The following is a 17,830-nucleotide window of genomic DNA, read 5'->3' as shown; positions in this document are numbered from 1 at the left end:
GCCGGGCCTCACTGGATGACGAAGGTCGTGAAATTCACGCTGACCACCGGCCCCTCGATGTCCTCTTCGAGATCGTCTTCGGGCGCGGCCTCGCCGTGGGCGCTGGCCTTGCGCTTCTTGCGCGGCGGCGGCGCATAGCCGAGCGCCTTGTTGACCGTGTTCTGCAGCCGGTGCGCGAGGGCTTCCTTGCCCTCGGCATCGCTCACGTCGGCTGCCGTGAGCGAGGACAGCAGCAGCAGCACCTCGTGGCGGATCGACGGCATGTAGGCCTTGACCTCCTCGCCCGCATGTTCGTCGTCGAGCTGGAGCGTGATGCCGGCCTGCAGGTAGCGGTCGCGGTCGCGGTCGGCGAGGTTGACGGTGAACACCTCGAGCGCGGTGAACGACGGCGGATGCTTGGGATCGTGCGCCGGCTTGACCGGCTTCTTCTTGTATTCCTTGCCCGCCGCGTGGCCGTCGGCGGCGGCGGCTTCGCCACCTTCCGCGCCTTCGGCGTCGTGCTTCTTGCCGAGCAGCATGAAGGCCGCGCCGCCCGCCACCGCGAGCAGCAGAACCACGCCCACGATGATGAACAGCATCTTCTTGGACTTCTTGGGGGCGTCGCCGTCGGCGGTGGGTGCTGCTGCTGCCATGGTCTTGGGTTCTCCGGAGGCCTGATGAATCTTCTGCCGGCATTGTCCCGAGCCCCCGGTGCGCCGGTCGGGCGAGAAGCGGCCGCATTGCGGCGCTAATTCCGTCTGCCGCGACGGCTGGCCGCGCGTCGGCACGTCACGCGAATACCCCTCGATTCCCGCCCGATTTCGTCCGATGACGCGCGCGCCCGGCCGCCTAAGCTCCGCCGACTCTGCCCACGGCCGCTCCCTGCGGGCGCGCCCGGGCAGCGACAAGAACGATGAGCCGGAGAGAGGTCTGGAGATGAATGTCTTGCAAGCTGTGCTGGCGCCCGCCGTCGGCCTGATGCGCCAGCTGTCGCTACAGGTGAAGCTGGTGGCGCTGGGACTGCTGTGGCTGCTGCCGACCTTGCTGCTGACGAGCCGGCTGGTGGCCCACATCGATGCCGATTACGAGGTGGCGGCGGCCGAGCATGCCGGCCTGAGCCTGGCCCAGCAGGTGTTCGGCCTGCGCCGCGCGGTCTATGACCTGCGTGGCGCCGAGACCGCCCAGGACGCGGCCGCGCGCCAGGCTGCGGCCGACCGGCTCGACAGCGGCCTCGCGGCCATGTCGACCACCGTCGCGGCCGGCCGCATCGAGCTGACGCCGACCGAATGGTCGGTCGCCGAGACCCAGCTGCGCGCGCTGCTCGGCAGCGGCAATGCGCTGCGCAATGCCGGCACGGCGCTCGGCGCCTTGCAGAACGTGCTCCAGCTGATCGGCGAGCGCTCCAGCCTGGTGCTCGATCCGGCCGCGCCGAGCTATTTCCTGATGGAGCTGTCGATCCTGCATGCGGGCGACTGGGCCTGGGCGCTGTCCGACACCATCGCGGCGGCGCGCAATCCGACGCTGGCCGGCGGCATCGAACTCAGGCTGCGCGCCGACCGGCTCGAGCGCGCGCTCGACCTGATCGAGCGCTCGACCCAGGCGCTGCTGCGCAGCGGCGAACAGTCGCCGGCGCATCTGGCCGAGGCGATCGAGACCTCGCGCGTGCTGATCGCCAGCCTCGGCGGCGAGCGCATCGCCTTCGAGACCGCGGCGCGCCGGGCCGAGCAGTCGGAGCGCGCGGCAGTCGATGCCATCGTCGCCCGGCTCGATGTGCTGCTGGCCGAGCGCTGCGCCAGTGCGCTGGCCACCGAGCGCGGCGCCATCGGCGTGGCCGTCGTCGTCAATCTGGGTCTGATGTGGCTGCTGACCGCCTTCCGCGCCAGCGTGATCGGCTCGCTGCGCGAAGTGCAGCAGGCGGTCGACGCGACCGCGCGCGGCGATCTCGCGCATCAGGTCAAGGTGGCCGGCAAGGATGAATTCGCCCAGATCGGCGCCAGCGTCGAGCACATGAATGCGCGCCTGTCGGCGCTGGTGGCCGACATTCGCAGCAATGCGGTGATGGTTGCGCAGTCGGGCTTCACCCTGGCCGAGGGCACGCAGCGGCTGTCGGAACGCACCGAGCAGCAGGCCGGCAGCGTGCATCGCACCACTGCCAGCGTCGAGCAGATGAGCGGCACGGTGCGCGCCAATGCCGACAGCGCCGAGGCGGTCGACCGGCTCGCGGCCGAGGTGCGCGGCGTGGCCGAGCACGGCGGCAGCGCGATGCGCGAGGTGGTCACCACCATCGACGGCATCCAGACCAGCGCGCGCCAGGTGCGCGACATCATCGGCGTGATCGACGGCATCGCGTTCCAGACCAACATCCTCGCGCTCAATGCGGCGGTCGAGGCGGCGCGTGCCGGCGAGCAGGGCCGCGGCTTTGCCGTGGTGGCCAGCGAAGTGCGCACCCTGGCCCAGCGCAGCGCCAGCGCGGCGCGCGAGATCAAGGGTCTGATCGAGGACTCGGTGAAGCGCGTGGACGCCGGCGTGGCCCAGGTGAGCGAGGTGCATCGCCAGCTCGATTCCATCGTGGACGGCGTGCGCCGCGTGGCCGAGAACATCGAGACCATCAACCGCGCCACCGCCGAGCAGCGCGCCGAACTCAGCGGCGTGAGCGAGGCGCTCGGCGGGCTCGACGACATCACGCGCCAGAACGCCAGCATGGTGGTCGAGGCCAACCAGGCGTCGGCCGGACTCGGCGAGCGCGCCGGCAAGCTGGCCGAGGCGGTGGCCGCATTCCGGCTGCGCCAGGGCACGGCCGACGAGGCCCAGGCGCTGGTCGAGCGCGCCCATGCGCTGTGGACCCGCAACGGCAACGGCTGCTTCGCGCAGATCAGCGAGGCCGGCAGCGAATGGCGCGACCGCGACATGTACATCTTCGTGCTCGATCCGCTCGGCCGCTATCTGGCCTGCGGCGGCCAGCCCGAGAAGGTCGGCGTGTCGGTGCTCGACATTCCCAACATGGACGGCGAGCAGGTGGCGCGCGACATCGCGCGCTGCGCCGAGCACGGCGGCGGCTGGGTCGATTACGAGATCGTCAATCCGTCCACCGGCGTGAAGGCGCCCAAGACCTCGTATGTGCTGCCGTTGCGCGACGGGCTCGCCATCGGCTGTGGCGTGTACAAGACGCTCGTCGCCTGACCCGACCGGCGCGCCGGCGGCGCCTGTCAGCATCTGCGCTCAGCGCCGCGACCCTGCGGCCAGAGGAGTGCGATGCCCACCAATTCCCGCCCCGCCGCCGTCACGCCGTTCTGGGAGCGGCTGCCCAGCTGCTTCACCGCGCCGCTGCGGCCGACCCATCTCATGCTTTACGCGCTGGTCACCGTGGCCGGCGCGGTGCTGTCGGGGGTGTTCAACCCGGCCACCGCGATGAGCCAGATGCCTTTTCTGCTGGTGAGCGGGCTGGCGCTGATGCTGATCTTCGTCTGGCTGGTCGGCGGCTCGGCCTTCCGGGTGATGGATGCCGGCGCGCGCGGCCTGTTCGATCCCGAGACCGACGCCGCCGATCCGATCGACAGCGCGCTGCGCTCGCTGCCCTGGCGCATGTTCGGCGTGCAGATGGTGACCGGCATGGTGGCCGGCGTGTTTGCCGCCGCCAGCCCGGCGCTGGCGCTGGTGGCCCAGCTGCTGCTCATCGTGGCCTGGCCGGCCCAGCTGGTGCTGCTGGTGCGCGACCAGAGCTTCGTCTCGGCGATCAATCCGGCGCGCTGGTGGGAGGTGATGCATGCCATGGGCAAGCCTTACCTCGCGCTGGTGCTGTTCTTGTGGCTGCTGAGCGCGGGCACCGGCGTGGCGGCGGCACTGGTGCTGCCGCATGTGGGCGTGCGGCTGCTGCTGCCGGTGCTGCTGTTCGTCATCGCCTATTTCGCACATGCGATGGCCTATCTGATGGCCTATGCCATGTTCCAGTACCACGAGCCGCTCGGCTTCGAGCCCGATGCGCGCTCGGGCCTGGGCCAGCGCGAGGACGGCCCGGCGGCGCGCATCGCCGAGCTGATCGCCGACGGCGACATCGCCGCCGCCCTGGCCGAGGGCTATGACGACCAGCAGCGCAATCCCGACAGCCCGGCCGCGCATGAGCGCTATCACCGCGTGCTGATGCTGGCCGGCGAGCATGAACGCGCGCTGGCCCACGGCCGGCGCCAGCTCGCGCTGCTGCTCGACAAGGGCATGACCGGCGAGGCGCTGAAGCTGCTGACCGAGCTGCGCGGGCTCGATTCGGAATGGCGGCCCGACAACCCCGCGCATGAGCTGCCGCTGGCCCAGGCCGCGCTGCGGCGCCAGCAGCCCGAGCTGGCGCTGGCGCTGCTGCGCGGCTTCGACAAGCGGCATCGCGGTCATGAGCAGGTGCCGGCGGTCTATCTGTTCACGGCGCGGCTGCTGGCCACGCATTACCGCGATACCGCCACCGCACGCGCCATCCTGCTCACGCTGCTCAACCGGCATGGGCAGGCGCCGGCGGCGGTCGAGGCGCGCATCCTGCTCGACAGCCTGGACGCCGCGCCCGGGCGCTGAGCCGGCGCGCTCAGGCCAGTCCGGCGCCCTTGAGCAGATCGAGCGCGAGCCGGTTTTCCTGGCTTGCCGGATGGCGCTCGGCGAGCGCGGCGGCGGCCTCGCGCGCCTCGGCCGGCCGGCCGCTGCGCAGCAGCGCGCTCACGATGGCGAGCCGCGCCGGCGCATCGCTGGCCGGCGGCGGACTGCCGGCGCCGAGCCGCGCCGCCAGATCGAGCAGGCCGCGCGCCGGGCCGGTCTCGCCGAGCCGGGCCAGCCGCAGCGCCAGTCGCGCGGCCGCCTCGGGCTTGAGCAGCGGGCGCGGCCGGGCCAGCTGCAGATAGTCGTCGACCGCACGGCACAGCTGGGCCGGCGTGACCGCGTTGTCGGGCAGGCCGAACAGCCGCAGCGCCGCCAGATGGAAGTCGGGCGTGTCGGGCCGCAGCCGCGCCAGGTTGTGAAAGGCCAGCACCGCCGCCGCATCGCGCGGCCGCTCGGCCGACAGCTCGCCCCAGAGCTTGCGGGCATCGTCATAGCGCGCCGCCTCCAGCAGCCGGTGCGCCTCGGCGCGGCGCAGCTCGAACGGGTCGGGCACCGCCTCGGGCCGCAGCGGCGCCTGCACCGTCGGGCGCAGCCGGCGCAATCCGGCCATCAGCAGCGCGCCGCTGGCCAGCCCGCCAAAGTGCGCCATGTTGGCGATGCCGCTGCCGGCCTCGGCGAAATGCGCATACAGCTCGAAGCCCATCCACAGCGGCAGCAGCACGATGGCCGGCGCGCGCGTGACCGAGAAATAGAACAGCAGGTGGAAGAAGAAGCGGATGCGGCGCCGGCCGTAGAGCACGACATACATCGCCATCAGCCCCGACACCGCGCCCGAGGCGCCCAGGCCCGGCACGATCGAGCCCCAGCGCGCCAGCAGATCGCCCAGCTCGCCGCCCATGCCGGCGAGCAGATAGCAGAGCAGTAGCAGCGGGCCGCCGAGCGCCATCTCCAGCGTGTAGCCGAAGGCGAACAGGAAAATCATGTTGCCGACCAGATGCATGGTCGAGCCGTGCAGAAAGGTCGCGCTCAACAGCGTGTCGAGCCGCCATTCGGCCGGGCGCTGCGACCAGCGCCGGGTGAATTCATTGCCGCGCAGCTCGACCAGGCGCTGGCGCAGCTCGCGCCAGCGCGCGTGATCGGGATCGTCGCTGCGCAGGAGGCGGCCGGCATCGAGTTCGGCGCGAAAGCGGCTTTCCATTTCCAGCCGCGTCAGCAGCAGGCCGGCGTCGTCGGGATCGGCCGGGTCGGCATGACGCAGCTGCTGCGCGACGCCGCGATGGTCGGCATCGTTCTGCCGTTCGAGCCAGCCGAGGTAGTGCGGTAGCTCGATGGCGGCGAGGCCGGATTGCGCGTAATAGGCGCCGGCCCGGTCGAGCGCGCGCTGGTCGGCGCGTTGCGGACCGAACCACACCAGGCAGTTCACGAGGATGAGCAGCAGCGTGACCAGCGGCGGACGGCGCCAGTCGGGCTTGGTTTCGAGCGGGAAGACGAGGAGCACGCGGCGGCCTTGGACGGGGCAGGGAGGAGGAAGCGGCGGGCGGATTATCCCGGCGCTGCCTCGCTGGCCGTGCCGGCGGGCGGGCTTGTCCTTGTGCGCGCAGTCCGGCGCCGGTCAGGCGTGGCTCAGGCGAACAGGTCGAGTGCGCGACGGTTGGCGCCGGCGGCGGGGCGGACGACCGGGGCCGCGCCGTCGGCCGCCGTGCCGTCGTCGCGCGCGCCGCTGCCGCCGCCAGTGCCGCTACCGCGCTGGCCGCCGCTGCCGTCGCGCGCCTGCTCGCGCATGAAACCGAAGGCCTGACCCTGGGATTCGAAGCCGCTGGTGCCGCTTTGCAGCGCGATGCCGGACTGGGCCAGGCTGTCGCCGAGCCGGAACATCTGCTGGTCGATGGCGGCGCGGGTCTCGGCCTGCTCGGCGGCGAAATGCACGGCGGCCTTGCCGTCGGCCAGCGCGATCTCGACATGGATCGGGCCGAGATCCTTGGGATGCAGCGTGAGTTCGGCCACGTCGATGCCGTCGAGCGTCCAGCGCGTGACCTGATCGGCGAGCTGCTCGCCCCAGGCATCGCTGCCGACCGGCGCGGCCAGATCGGCCTGGGCCACGGCGCCCGGCGTGTCGGTGCGCACGACGGCGCTCGGCGCGAGGCCGGCGGCAGCGGCGAGGGCGGCGTCGAAGCGCGGCGCGGCATTCGGCTCGCCGGCGGGCGCGCCGGCGCCACGCGCGAGTTCGGCGAGCAGCTGGGCCGGATCGCTTGCGGCAGTGGCGGTGGCGGGGCTGCCGGTGGCCGGGGCGGCGCTGGCGGCGCCGGTCGCGGCGGCGCGCGCCGGATCGAGGCCGGTGGCGCCGGCGAGCGTGGCGGTGGCATTGCTGCCGGCCGGCGCGCGGCTGTCGGCGGCGACAGCAGCAGCAGAGGCTGCGGTGCCGAGGCCGGCACGGCTCGCTGGCAGCAGACCGGCGCCGGCGAGCCCGAACTTGTCGAGCGTGCTGACGCCGGTGTCGGCGGCGACGAGCGTTGCGGTGCCGCCAGGCCGGCTGGCGACGGGCGCTGCGACGCTGCTGGCGTCAGCTGCGGGCAGGCCGGGCCGGGCGGCGTTCAGCGCCATCAGTTGGGCGATGAGGTTGGCATCGGGACCGGCGGCGCTGGCGCTGCGGTTGTTCTCGGTTGCGCTAGCGGCGCCAGCGGTGGCAGTGGCGACCGGGTCGGCGGCGGCGCGGCCATGGCCGGCATCGCTTGCGCCAGCGGCCGGTCTGGCGGCGCTGGCGTCGGCATTGGACGGGCGCGCGCTCGGGCGCGCGCGGGCATCGGTCGGGGCGCCGGTGGCGGGCGTGGTCGGGGCGCTGGCCGGGTGCTCGGCGTCCGGCGCGGTGGCGGCGTCGGGCCGGGGCGCGTCGGCAGCGTCGGTGGCGGGGGCGGCGTCGGCCGGGCTGGCGCGCACGCCGTCGGCGCGGCGGGAGCCGGCATCGCTGGCGGGCGCGCTCGGCTCGATGCCGCGTACCGGCGTGTCGGCCGCCGCACCGCCGGCATCGACCATCAGCTGGGCGAAGGCCTTGCCGCCGTTGTCCTTGCCGGCGCTGCGGGCGCTGGCGTTGCCGCTGGTGCCGGCGCTGCGGCTGGCGGCCGCGTTGCTGCGGATTTCGTTGGTGCTCATGCCTGGTCGGCCGCAGCGGCGGCCATGCGGTTGAGCGCGATGCGCTGGGCGTATTCGTCGTTGTTGCGCGCTTCCTGGCGCTGTGCCTTGAGCGCGACGGCGGCTTCCTTGCGCGCCACATAGGTTTCGAGCGAGCGCAGTCGGCGTTCGGCCTCGAGCACGATGGCGCGCGCCCGCGCGACCGCCTGCTCGCGGAAGGCGTAGTCCTCGGTCTGCTGCTTGATCGCGGCTTCGAGCTTGGCCACGAAGGCGCCGAAGGTGGCCAGCGCGCCCGGACCGTCGACCCGCTCCATGCCGTCGCGCATGCGCTGCAGGTAGTCGCGCCGATAGCCGTCGAGCATCTCCAGCTTGTTGCGGCTGTCGTCGCGCAGCAGCGAGACATTGGCGAGCTGGCGCGCGGCCTGATCGCGCTCGTCGGCCGCCCGGTCGATCAGATGCGAGAACGCGGTGGCGTTGGGAATGCCTTGCAGGCGCGTCTGGGCCATGGCTGCTTACCTCCTGAAGCGGGACACGATCGCGCCGAGATGGCCGGTGGTGTCGCCATAGCGGGCACATTCGCCCAGGTCCTGGCGCAGGAAAGCCTCGATAAGCGGCCAGTTTGCAATCGCCGAATCGATGCCCGCGTCGCTGCCCGGCACATAGGCGCCGACCGCCAGCAGATCGCGGTTGCGCTGGTAGAGCGAGATCGCCTTCTTCAGCTCCAGCGCCGCCTTCGCATGCTCGGGCGAGACGCATTGCTGCATCACGCGGCTGATCGACTGCTCGATGTCGATGGCCGGGTAATGGCCCTGCTCGGCCAGCTGGCGCGACAGCACCACATGGCCGTCGAGGATGGCGCGCGCGTTGTCGGCGATCGGGTCCTGCTGGTCGTCGCCCTCGCTCAGCACCGTGTAGAAGGCGGTGATGCTGCCGCCGCCGTCCTCGCCATTGCCGGCGCGCTCGACCAGTGCCGGCAGCTTGGCAAACACGCTCGGCGGATAGCCCTTGGTGGCCGGCGGCTCGCCGATGGCCAGCGCGATCTCGCGCTGGGCCATCGCATAGCGCGTCAGCGAATCCATCATCAGCAGCACCTGCTTGCCCTGATCGCGGAAGTACTCGGCGATGGTCGTGGCATAGGCCGCGCCCTGCAGCCGCAGCAGCGGCGGCACATCGGCCGGCGCCGCCACCACCACCGCCTTGCGCAAGCCTTCCTCGCCCAGGATGTGCTCGATGAATTCCTTCACTTCGCGGCCGCGCTCGCCAATGAGCCCGACCACGATCACCTCGGCCTCGGTGTAGCGCGCCATCATCCCCAGCAGCACGCTCTTGCCCACGCCCGAGCCGGCGAACAGGCCGATGCGCTGACCCTTGCCGATGGTGAGCAGCCCGTTCAGCGCGCGCACGCCCACGTCGAGCACGGCTTCCACCGGCGCGCGGTCGATGGGATTCATCGGCCGGGCGCGCAGCGGGCGGCGTTCGCGGCAATCGGGCTCGGGCTTGCGGTCGAGCGCGCGACCGTTGGCATCGAGCACCCGACCGAGCAGCTCCCAGCCGACCGGCAGGGTGCGGGTGCGGTCCTCGGCGCGGCGCCACGGATGGCTGGCCTCGCCGTAGCGCGGCGGCGGCAGCGGGTCGTAGGCCGCTTCCACCCGCGCGCCGGGCATCAGGCCGGCCGGCTCGGTGTAGGGCATGAGGAAGACCTTTTCGCCGGCAAAGCCGACCACCTCGGCCTCGACCGTCTGGCCGCCGCCCTGGCTGACTTTCACCATGCTGCCGAGCGGCAGCTTGAGGCCGATGGCTTCCATCACCAGGCCCGACACGCGCACCAGCCGGCCGGCCACATGCGGCACCGGCGTCACGTCCGAGAACTCGGCGCTGTCGCGCAGGAAGGCGAGGGTGCGGTCGCCGGGCGCGGTGGAAATGGGCGTGCGGGTGTGGTTGTGCATGCAGCGGTCAGACCAGCGGGGTGTCGATCAGGCCGAGGTCGTGGCCGGGCGGCAGCGCCTCTTCCTTGAGGCCGAGCGCCGAGAGCGCGGTCTGGATGCGGCGCGCCAGACCGAGATCGATCTCGCCCTGGGCGCTGGTCAGCCGGCAGCCGCCGCGCAGTTGCGTCGGATCGGCGGCGAGCGCGATGCGGTCGTCCTCGCCGGCCAGATCGTCCTCGACCAGCGGCAGATCGTCGGGATGCAGATGCAGCCGCACCCGCGACGCCGACTCGCCGATCATGCCGACCGCCTCGCGCACCGCCGGCAGCATTGCCTGCGGATTGATCGTGAGTTCGGCGCGCAGCATCTGCTTGGCGAGGCGGGCGGCCAGCGTCAGCAGCTGCTCGGCGATGCCGGCTTCGCGCGCCGCCAGCTCGCTGCGGAACTGCTCGGCGATGGGCGCCATGCGCGAGGCCAGCTCGGTGGCGGCGCGGATCGCGATGGCTTCGGCATCGGCATAGCCGCAGGCGTAACCGTCAGCGCGCGCTTCCAGCGCCAGTTCATGCACCGGCACGGCGGGCGGCTCGGTCTCGACGAAGGCGAGGTCGTATTCGGGCGGCGGACCGGCCGGCTCCTCGGGCTCGGCCTCGGGTTCCGGCTCGGGCTCGGGCGGCTTGTTCAGGCGCGAGCGGCGGCTGAACGGGCTGATCGCAAAGTCGGCCTCGTCGGGGCGCGGACCGCGCGCAAACGCTTCTGCAAACGCTTGCTCGGCAGCCTTGCGCCGGGCCGCGCGCACCGCCTCGACGAAGGACATGGTTTGCAGCTCCAGCACCTCGGGCGTCCAGGCGCTGACCGTCACCCGGCTTTGCGCTTCCTCGCCCAGCACTTCGGCCGGGACGATGGGTTCAAACAAATGCGTCATCTGCGCCTCCGCTCAGCTGGATGGTTCCCTCGTCGGCCAGGCGCCGCACGATCTTGAGGATTTCCTTCTGCTCGGCTTCCACTTCCGACAGCCGCACCGGACCCTTGCCTTCGAGGTCCTCGCGCAGCGTCTCGGCGGCGCGCTTGGACATGTTCTTGAAGATCTTTTCCTGCAATTCCTTGTCGGTGCCCTTGAGCGCCGTGACCAGGGAATCGGTCTGCACCTCGCGCAGGATGGTCTGGATGCCGCGGTCGTCGATGTCGAGGATGTTGTCGAAGGTGAACATCTCGTCGAGGATCTTCTGAGCCAGATCGCCGTCGTGTTCCATCATGTTTTGAATGACGGAGGTCTCGGCCGCGTTGCCCATGAAGTTGAGCATTTCGGCCGCCGCGCGCACGCCGCCGAGCTGGGTCTTCTTGATCTTGTCGGAGCCGGCCAGCATCTTCGACAGCACCTCGTTCAGCTCCTTGAGCGCATGCGGCTGGATGCCGTCGAGCGTGGCGACCCGCATCATCACGTCGTTGCGGGTGCGCTCCGGCAGCTGCTTCAGGATCTCCGAAGCATGGTCGCGCTCCAGGTGGACGACGATCGACGCAATGATCTGCGGATGCTCGTTGCGCACCAGTTCGGCCACGGTCTGGGCGTCCATCCACTTCAGCCCTTCGATGCCCGACACGTCCTTGCCCTGCAAAATCCGGTCGAGCAGGAAGCCGGCCTTGTCCTCGCCGAGCGCCTTGACCAGCACGTCGCGCACGAAGTTGTCGGTATCGGCCACCAGCGAGGATTCGAGCCCGATCTGCTGGTGAAATTTCTTCACCACCATGTCGACCCGCTCCTTCGGCACGATCTGCAACTTGGCGATGGTCTCGCCGAGCTTCTGCACTTCCTTCGGCGACAGGTGCTTGAACACTTCGGCCGCCGCGTCGGTGCCGAGCGTCATCAGCAGGATGGCGCTCTCGGTCAGGCCTTCGTCTTCTTCGTTTGCCATGCGGCTTTGCTCCGGGTTGCGCGATCAGCTGTCGCGGTTCATCCACTTCTTGATCACGTTGGCCACGGCCTTCGGATCGTTGCGTGCCACCACGCAGATGTCCTCGATGAGCTTGGGATCGGGGATCGGCTTGGGCGGCGGCGGCGGCAGCGCCTCGATCTCCTCGCCGTCGGGGCCGACCACCGCCTCGAAGCCGCCCGGCACCACCGGCGTGCCGTCGGCATTGAGCGCGAGCGGCACCGGCACTTCCTCGTCCTTTTCCTCGGGCGGCGGCGGGTTGAGCGAGCGGATCGCCGGCCGGACCATGCCGAACACCACGATCAGCGCAATGCCCAGCAGCGCGAGATAGGGCGCCAGATCCTTCAGCAGCGCGAGCGTGGCCGGGTCCTTCCAGATCGGCACGTCCGGCGCGACCGGCACATCGGGCAGCGAGAACGGCACGTTCGATACCGACAGCGAATCGCCGCGCTCCTTGTTGAAGCCCATCGCCTCGCGCACCAGCGCATTGATCTGCTCCAGCTCCTGCGCGGTCAGCGGCTGGGTCGCCGGCACGCCTTCGGGCGGGTTCTTCAGCGTGCGGTGGTTGAGCACCACGGCGGTCGTCAGGCGGCGGATCGCGCCGGTGGCCACACGCGTGACGCGGGTCTGCTTGTCGACCTCGTAATTGATGGTCGATTCCTTGCGCGAATCGCTCGGGCCGGCATTCGGGCCGCTGGCGTTCTGTGCCGCCTGCGGATTGGCACCCTGGCCGACCGGCGCGGTCGTGGCCGCCGCCGGCTGGTTGGTCAGCGAGCCGGGCACGCCGCCGTCGGTGGTCTGGCGGCTTTGCGCGTCGACCGTCTGCACGCTGCGCACCGTGCCTTCCTTCGGATCCTGATTGGGCTTGAAGGTCTCGGCGGTCTGTTCCTGCTGGTTGAAGTCGACATCGGCCGTGACCTGCACGCGGAAGTTTTCCGGCCCGACGATCGGCTCGAGGATGTCGTTGATCCGCTTGATCGTCTGCTCTTCGACCCGGTTCACGTACTCAAGCTGGTTGCGGTTCAGGCCCGAGGTGTTGTCCTCGGGGCGCAGCAGCACCTTGCCGGTCTGGTCGACGATCTTGACGTTGCGCGGCGACAGCTCGGGCACGGCCGACGACACCAGCCCGGCGATGCCGGCCACCTGGGTCTCGTCGAGCATGCGGCCCGGCATCAGCGTGACCATCACGCTGGCGGTCGGCTTGAGGTCTTCGCGCACGAACACCGACGGCTTGGGGATGGCGATCAGCACCCGCGCCGACTGCACGCCGGTCACGGTCTGGATCGAGCGTTCGAGCTCGCCGGCAAGCGCGCGCTGATAGCTCATCTGCTCCTGGAACTGCGTCGCGCCGAGCTTCTGGCCGTCCATCAGCTCGAAGCCGATGTTGCCGCCGTGGACGATGCCCTGGCTGGCCATGCGCATGCGCAGATCGGCGACCTTGTCGCGCGGCACCAGGATCACGCCGCCGCTCTCGGTGCGGTAGGGCACGTTCATCTGCGACAGCGCCGCGACCACCGCGCCGCCATCCTTGTCCATGAGGTTGGAGTAGAGGACGGCGTAGTCGGGCGGGCGGTTCCACAGCATCGCGGCGACGGCCAGCGCCAGCAGCGCGGCGGCACCGCCGCCCAGCATCATCTTGGTTTTGGGCGGCGCGGCGCGCAGCCGTTCGAGCGGCGTCTGCGGCGGCGCCGGCAGTTCCGGCGCGTCGTCGGCGGTTGCTACGAGACTGTCGGCCATGGGGTGAGGTTCTCTGATGAAGGCTCAAGTTTTCTTGCGCACCGGCCGTCAACGGGCCAGCGCGTGAGCCGATTATCGAAACCGCCCGGCGCGGGCAAACGGGGATAAGGGGCGGGAAAGGGCCGCTTTCGGACCCGAGCGCGGGCCGCGCGACGCCTACAGTGCGAGGCATCCGAAATGGAGCCTCGCCATGGAATCGATCCGCCCCGTAGAAAGCCTGCTCGCCCAGATCGACGCCGCACGCGCGCGTCCAGCGGCCGGCAGCCAGAGCGGCGGCTTCGGCGCCGCCATGGCCGAAGCGCTCAACAAGGTGAGCCAGACGCAGAACGGCGCCGCCGACCTGCAAAGCCGGTTCCAGATGGAAGACCCGAAGGTCGGCCTCGAAGACACGATGCTGGCCATGAACAAGGCCTCGCTCGGCTTCCAGGGCCTGCTCCAGACCCGCAACAAGCTGGTTCAGGCCTACAGCGAAATCATGAACATGCAGGTGTGATCGGCGGGGCGGGCCGCCGCCTGCATCCGGTGGTGAACCCCACCCGAAGCGCCGCAATGGGCATGCGATCATCCGCGTTTGCCTTTGCGAGACCCGCTTCATGACCGATTCCACGACCCTCAGCCCGCTGACCGACGACGACTGCCAGCGCCTCGATGAACTGCTCGGCGAACTGCGCGACCGGGGGCTCGATGCGCCCGATGTCGAATTCACCGACGGGCTGATCGCCGGCGTGGTCTGCCATCCGGGCGAGATCGATCTGCTCGAATGGATCGCCGCCCTGATCGGCATCGACGTCGAGGACGAAATCCCGTTCGAGGACGACGAGCAGCGCGCCGAGTTCATCGAGCTGCTGGAGCGGCGTCAGGCCCAGGTGGCCGCCGCGCTCGCGCAGGACCCCGATACCGCGCTCGACGGTCAGCTGCTCGACCCGCTGATCTTCGAGCCGGCCGACGACGAGGAAGACGCGCCGCTGCTCGGCGAGTACTGGGCCGAGGGCTTCCTGGCCGCCTACGACGTGTGGGAGGACGAGCGCTTCGAGAAGCTCGACGAGGAAGAGTCGGCCTATCTCGAAGACCGGCTCGCCGACTTCGTCGAGCTGCTGTCGCCCGAATCGCTCGGCATGCCCGAGAACGCGATCGAGGAAGAGGACGACGTGGGCGTCGAGCACATCGACCGCACCGATCCCGCCACGCGCGATCTCGACATCGGCCGCGCGATCTGGTCGGCGCATGCGCTGCGGCGCTTCTGGGCCACGCGCGCCGCCAAGCCGGCGCCGATCCGCAAGGACGCGGCGCCCGGCCGCAACGACCCTTGCCCCTGCGGCAGCGGTCGCAAGTTCAAGAAATGCCACGGCGCCGACGCCTGAGCCGCGCGCGATGAGCAAGGCCTTCGTCAAGGAGGACGGGCAGGACGACGATGACGACCTGCCCCAGATGCCGCCGATTCCGGCCGGCAGCAAGAACTACATCACGCCCGCCGGCCATGCGCGGCTCAAGCATGAGCTGCTCGATCTCATCGACCGGCAGCGGCCCGAGGTGGTGAACATCGTGTCCTGGGCCGCCAGCAACGGCGACCGCTCGGAAAACGGCGACTACCTCTACGGCAAGAAGCGGCTGCGCGAGATCGACCGGCGCATCCGCTTTCTGACCAAGCGGCTGGACATCGCCGAGGTGGTCGATCCGGCGCGGCAGGAGAATCCGGAGCAGGTGTTCTTCGGCGCCACCGTCACCTATGCCGACAGTCGCGGCGATGAGCACACGGTCATCATCGTGGGCATGGATGAGGTCGATCCGTCACATGGCGCGATCAGCTGGGTGTCGCCGGTGGCGCGCGCGCTGACCAAGGCGCGCGAGGGCGACACGGTCACGCTGCGCACGCCGGCCGGCATCGAGGAGCTCGACGTGATCGAGATCCGCTATCTGCCGTTCAACCCCGCGGGCGGCTGATCTTCAGGATTTCGGGCAGGCGGCGCAGGTTGCGCATCACCAAGGCCAGATGATCGCGGTCGGCCACCTGCACCGTCGCATCGACCGCGATCGAGCCGTCGGGCTCGAAATCTTCGGTCGCCACGCGGTTGATGTTGGCGTCGCTGCTGGCGATTTCGGCGGCGATCTTGCCGAGCACGCCGCGCGCATTGGTCGCCAGCAGATGCACCCGGGCGTCGAAGCTGCGTTGCAGATCGGGCGCCCAGGCCACGTCGTCGAGCCAGCGTTCGGGGTCCTTGGCGCGCAGGCGGCGGGCGGTTTCGCAGTCGCGCGTGTGCACGATCAGGCCGTGGCCCTTGCGCAGATAGCCTGAAACCGTGTCGCCCGGAATCGGCGAGCAGCAGGGCGCGAGCTGGATCGCCATGCCTTCGGTGCCGTGGATGAGGATGCGCGCACCGTCGGAATCGACGCCGCTGCGCACCGTGGCACCCTCGGTGGCGAGCAGCAGCCGCCGCGCCACCACCGCCGCGATGCGCCGGCCCAAGCCGATGTCGGCATGAACCTCGTCGAGCGAACGCGCGCCGAGCGTGCGCACCAGCTTCTCGTAATTGGCCGCCGGCAGCGCCGACGGATCGACCTCCAGCGCCACCAGCGCCTGACGCAGCAGGCTCTCGCCCAGCGCGACCGACTCGGCCAGATTGGTCGTGCGCAGCGCATGGCGGATCTCGAAGCGCGCGCGCGCCGTGCGCACGAAGCCGAGCCAGTTGGGATTGGGCCGGCCGTGCGGATCGGTTTCCACCTCGACGATGTCGCCGCTGTGCAGCTCGGTGCGCAGGCTCACGGGCAGGCCATTGACGCGCGCGCCGACCGAGCTGTTGCCGATGTCGGTATGAATCTGGTACGCAAAATCGAGCGGCGTGGCGCCGCGCGGCAGCGAAATGATCTTGCTCTTGGGCGTGAACACGTAGACCGAATCCGGGAACAGATCGACCTTCACATGCTCGAAGAACTCGCCCGCGTCGCCGGTCTGGTTCTGCACCTCGATCAGCGATTGCAGCCAGGAATGCGTGCGCTGCTGAAGCTCGGTGACGCTCGCTTCCTCGTCCTTGTAGAGCCAGTGCGCCGCCACGCCCGACTCGGCAACGTGGTGCATTTCCTCGGTGCGGATCTGGAATTCGACCGGCGTGCCGAACGGACCCACCAGCGTCGTGTGCAGTGACTGGTAGCCGTTGAACTTGGGCACCGCGATGAAATCCTTGAACTTGCCCGGCACCGGCTTGAACAGCCCGTGCAGCAGCCCGAGCGCCAGATAGCACTGCTCGCGCCGCTCGACGACGATGCGAAAGCCGTACACATCGAGCACCTGCGAGAACGACAGCCGCTTCTCGCGCATCTTGCGGTAGATGCCGTAGAGGCTTTTCTCGCGCCCGAACACCTGCGCCTGGATGCCCGCCGACGGCAGCGTCGCGCCGATCTGGTTGAGGATCTTGTTCACCACCTCGCGCCGGTTGCCGCGCGCCGCCAGCACCGCCTTGCGCAGCGTGGAGAAGCGCGTGGGATAGAGGTAGGCGAAACTCAGATCCTGCAACTCGCGGAAGATCTGGTTCAGGCCCAGGCGATGCGCGATCGGCGCATAGATGTCGAGCGTTTCGCGCGCGATGCGGCGCTGCTTGTGCGACGGCACCGCGCCCAGCGTGCGCATGTTGTGCAGCCGGTCGGCCAGCTTGATGAGGATGACGCGCACGTCGCGCGCCATGGCCAGCATCATCTTGCGGAAGTTCTCGGCCTGGGCGTCCTGCTGGTTGGGGAACTTGAGCCGGTCAAGCTTGGACAGCCCGTCGACCAGCTCGGCCACCGGCGCGCCAAAGCGCTCGACCAGCTCCTGCTTGGTGACGCCCTGATCCTCGATCACGTCATGCAGCAGCGCGGCGATCATGGCCTGGGCATCGAGCTTCCACTGCGAGCACAGCTCGGCCACCGCGATGGGATGCGAGATGTAGGGCTCGCCGCTCTGCCGGAACTGGCCGAGATGCGCCTCGTCGGCGAAGCGGTAGGCCTCGCGCACGCGCGCCAGATCGGATTCGGAGAGATAGCTGCCGAGCACCTCGGCCAGCGGCGCGAAGCTCGCGACCGAGCGGAACTCGTCGCGCGGCGGCTCGGCATCCCGGGCGCCGTCGGGCGACTTGGGCTTGCGCTGCCGCGTGGTCGCGTCGGGCGGGGCGGCAGCATCTTCTTCTGCGGTGGCTTGTGCCATCGCCCGAGCCAGATGGCTGGTGATCGATGGCAGCTGGGTGCGCAGCGGCATGGCGGGTGGCGTCGGCGCGCGCGCGGCAGGCGCCGCCCCGGCCGGCTCCCTGGACGGGCGCTCGGGCCCGGAGCCTTCCGGCTCCGTCACAGCAGTAGCCCGATCGTCATCCATTCAATTCACTCCGTCAGCCAGGAACCTTCTTGAGCATTTCGATGCCGACCTTGCCGGCAGCGATTTCGCGCAGCGCGGTCACGGTGGGCTTGTCCTTGCTGTCGACCTTGGGCGTATGGCCCTGGGCGAGCTGGCGCGCGCGATAGGTTGCCGCCAGCGCCAGCTGGAAACGGTTGGGGATTTGCTTGAGGCAGTCTTCGACGGTGATACGGGCCAAGTGGGAT

The 17,830-nt window shown here is 70.2% G+C and carries 15 protein-coding genes; 5 read left to right on the top strand and 10 right to left on the bottom strand.

The window, feature by feature from the left end:
- Positions 1 to 8 precede the first annotated feature (8 nt).
- The gene (locus B9P64_RS11085; protein ID WP_085316291.1) at positions 9 to 632 is read right to left on the bottom strand and encodes a flagellar basal body-associated FliL family protein; all 624 of its coding nucleotides are present in this window, start codon (positions 630 to 632) and stop codon (positions 9 to 11) included.
- A gap of 283 nt (positions 633 to 915) precedes the next feature.
- Between B9P64_RS11085 and B9P64_RS11080 the strand changes: the two genes are divergently transcribed.
- Positions 916 to 3,159, top strand: coding sequence for a methyl-accepting chemotaxis protein (locus B9P64_RS11080; protein ID WP_176256802.1), 2,244 nt, complete (start codon positions 916 to 918; stop codon positions 3,157 to 3,159).
- 72 nt (positions 3,160 to 3,231) lie between these two features.
- A complete protein-coding gene (locus B9P64_RS11075) occupies positions 3,232 to 4,533 on the top strand; it encodes a tetratricopeptide repeat protein (protein ID WP_085316289.1) in 1,302 nt (433 codons plus the stop codon).
- A 10-nt stretch (positions 4,534 to 4,543) separates the two neighbouring features.
- Here B9P64_RS11075 and B9P64_RS11070 read toward each other — a convergent pair whose 3' ends face one another.
- From B9P64_RS11070 to fliF, 7 genes are all read right to left on the bottom strand, one after another.
- Positions 4,544 to 6,049, bottom strand: coding sequence for a rhomboid family intramembrane serine protease (locus B9P64_RS11070; protein ID WP_085316288.1), 1,506 nt, complete (start codon positions 6,047 to 6,049; stop codon positions 4,544 to 4,546).
- Positions 6,050 to 6,174: 125 nt separating this feature from the next.
- Positions 6,175 to 7,698 (bottom strand): flagellar hook-length control protein FliK, encoded by a 1,524-nt coding sequence (locus tag B9P64_RS11065; RefSeq protein ID WP_085316287.1) that lies wholly within the window; start codon positions 7,696 to 7,698, stop codon positions 6,175 to 6,177.
- Positions 7,695 to 8,183, bottom strand: coding sequence for a flagellar export protein FliJ (fliJ, locus tag B9P64_RS11060; RefSeq protein WP_085316286.1), 489 nt, complete (start codon positions 8,181 to 8,183; stop codon positions 7,695 to 7,697). Before fliJ ends, B9P64_RS11065 begins: the two co-directional genes overlap by 4 nt.
- 6 nt (positions 8,184 to 8,189) lie before the next feature.
- The gene (gene fliI, locus B9P64_RS11055) at positions 8,190 to 9,623 is read right to left on the bottom strand and encodes a flagellar protein export ATPase FliI (RefSeq protein ID WP_085316285.1); all 1,434 of its coding nucleotides are present in this window, start codon (positions 9,621 to 9,623) and stop codon (positions 8,190 to 8,192) included.
- Between the two features lie 7 nt (positions 9,624 to 9,630).
- Positions 9,631 to 10,524, bottom strand: a complete 894-nt coding sequence (locus tag B9P64_RS11050) for a FliH/SctL family protein (protein WP_085316284.1) — start codon at positions 10,522 to 10,524, stop codon at positions 9,631 to 9,633.
- Positions 10,508 to 11,512, bottom strand: coding sequence for a flagellar motor switch protein FliG (gene fliG / locus B9P64_RS11045; RefSeq protein WP_085316283.1), 1,005 nt, complete (start codon positions 11,510 to 11,512; stop codon positions 10,508 to 10,510). Before fliG ends, B9P64_RS11050 begins: the two co-directional genes overlap by 17 nt.
- A 24-nt stretch (positions 11,513 to 11,536) precedes the next feature.
- A complete protein-coding gene (fliF, locus tag B9P64_RS11040) occupies positions 11,537 to 13,267 on the bottom strand; it encodes a flagellar basal-body MS-ring/collar protein FliF (RefSeq protein WP_085316282.1) in 1,731 nt (576 codons plus the stop codon).
- 190 nt (positions 13,268 to 13,457) lie between these two features.
- On the opposite strand from fliF, the gene fliE reads away from it, so the two are divergent.
- The 3 genes from fliE to greB all read left to right on the top strand — a co-directional run bounded on the left by fliE (position 13,458) and on the right by greB (position 15,208).
- Positions 13,458 to 13,760 (top strand): flagellar hook-basal body complex protein FliE, encoded by a 303-nt coding sequence (gene fliE / locus B9P64_RS11035; protein ID WP_085316281.1) that lies wholly within the window; start codon positions 13,458 to 13,460, stop codon positions 13,758 to 13,760.
- A gap of 100 nt (positions 13,761 to 13,860) precedes the next feature.
- The gene (locus B9P64_RS11030; protein WP_085316369.1) at positions 13,861 to 14,628 is read left to right on the top strand and encodes a UPF0149 family protein; all 768 of its coding nucleotides are present in this window, start codon (positions 13,861 to 13,863) and stop codon (positions 14,626 to 14,628) included.
- 10 nt (positions 14,629 to 14,638) lie between these two features.
- A complete protein-coding gene (greB, locus tag B9P64_RS11025) occupies positions 14,639 to 15,208 on the top strand; it encodes a transcription elongation factor GreB (protein ID WP_085316280.1) in 570 nt (189 codons plus the stop codon).
- Here greB and B9P64_RS11020 read toward each other — a convergent pair.
- Both B9P64_RS11020 and rpoZ read right to left on the bottom strand, forming a co-directional pair.
- Positions 15,189 to 17,441 (bottom strand): RelA/SpoT family protein, encoded by a 2,253-nt coding sequence (locus B9P64_RS11020; protein WP_085316368.1) that lies wholly within the window; start codon positions 17,439 to 17,441, stop codon positions 15,189 to 15,191. The two genes, greB and B9P64_RS11020, sit on opposite strands and share 20 nt — an antisense overlap.
- Positions 17,442 to 17,619: 178 nt before the next feature.
- The gene (gene rpoZ / locus B9P64_RS11015) at positions 17,620 to 17,823 is read right to left on the bottom strand and encodes a DNA-directed RNA polymerase subunit omega (protein WP_085316279.1); all 204 of its coding nucleotides are present in this window, start codon (positions 17,821 to 17,823) and stop codon (positions 17,620 to 17,622) included.
- Between the last annotated feature and the right edge of the window lie 7 nt (positions 17,824 to 17,830).

The sequence above is a fragment of the Derxia lacustris genome, from assembly GCF_002105195.1.
Taxonomy (GTDB): domain Bacteria; phylum Pseudomonadota; class Gammaproteobacteria; order Burkholderiales; family Burkholderiaceae_E; genus Derxia; species Derxia lacustris.
Note: the sequence above shows the minus strand (reverse complement) of the source record. Positions and strands in the feature narration are given on the sequence as shown.

Coding starts and splice junctions, on each gene's coding strand:
- B9P64_RS11030 (WP_085316369.1), top strand. CDS start 13,861: ATGACCGATTCCACGACCCTCAGCCCGCTGACCGACGACGACTGCCAG.
- fliI (WP_085316285.1), bottom strand. CDS start 9,623: ATGCACAACCACACCCGCACGCCCATTTCCACCGCGCCCGGCGACCGC.
- B9P64_RS11065 (WP_085316287.1), bottom strand. CDS start 7,698: ATGAGCACCAACGAAATCCGCAGCAACGCGGCCGCCAGCCGCAGCGCC.
- B9P64_RS11020 (WP_085316368.1), bottom strand. CDS start 17,441: ATGGCACAAGCCACCGCAGAAGAAGATGCTGCCGCCCCGCCCGACGCG.
- B9P64_RS11075 (WP_085316289.1), top strand. CDS start 3,232: ATGCCCACCAATTCCCGCCCCGCCGCCGTCACGCCGTTCTGGGAGCGG.
- fliJ (WP_085316286.1), bottom strand. CDS start 8,183: ATGGCCCAGACGCGCCTGCAAGGCATTCCCAACGCCACCGCGTTCTCG.
- B9P64_RS11080 (WP_176256802.1), top strand. CDS start 916: ATGAATGTCTTGCAAGCTGTGCTGGCGCCCGCCGTCGGCCTGATGCGC.
- greB (WP_085316280.1), top strand. CDS start 14,639: ATGAGCAAGGCCTTCGTCAAGGAGGACGGGCAGGACGACGATGACGAC.
- fliE (WP_085316281.1), top strand. CDS start 13,458: ATGGAATCGATCCGCCCCGTAGAAAGCCTGCTCGCCCAGATCGACGCC.
- B9P64_RS11085 (WP_085316291.1), bottom strand. CDS start 632: ATGGCAGCAGCAGCACCCACCGCCGACGGCGACGCCCCCAAGAAGTCC.
- B9P64_RS11050 (WP_085316284.1), bottom strand. CDS start 10,524: ATGACGCATTTGTTTGAACCCATCGTCCCGGCCGAAGTGCTGGGCGAG.
- fliG (WP_085316283.1), bottom strand. CDS start 11,512: ATGGCAAACGAAGAAGACGAAGGCCTGACCGAGAGCGCCATCCTGCTG.
- fliF (WP_085316282.1), bottom strand. CDS start 13,267: ATGGCCGACAGTCTCGTAGCAACCGCCGACGACGCGCCGGAACTGCCG.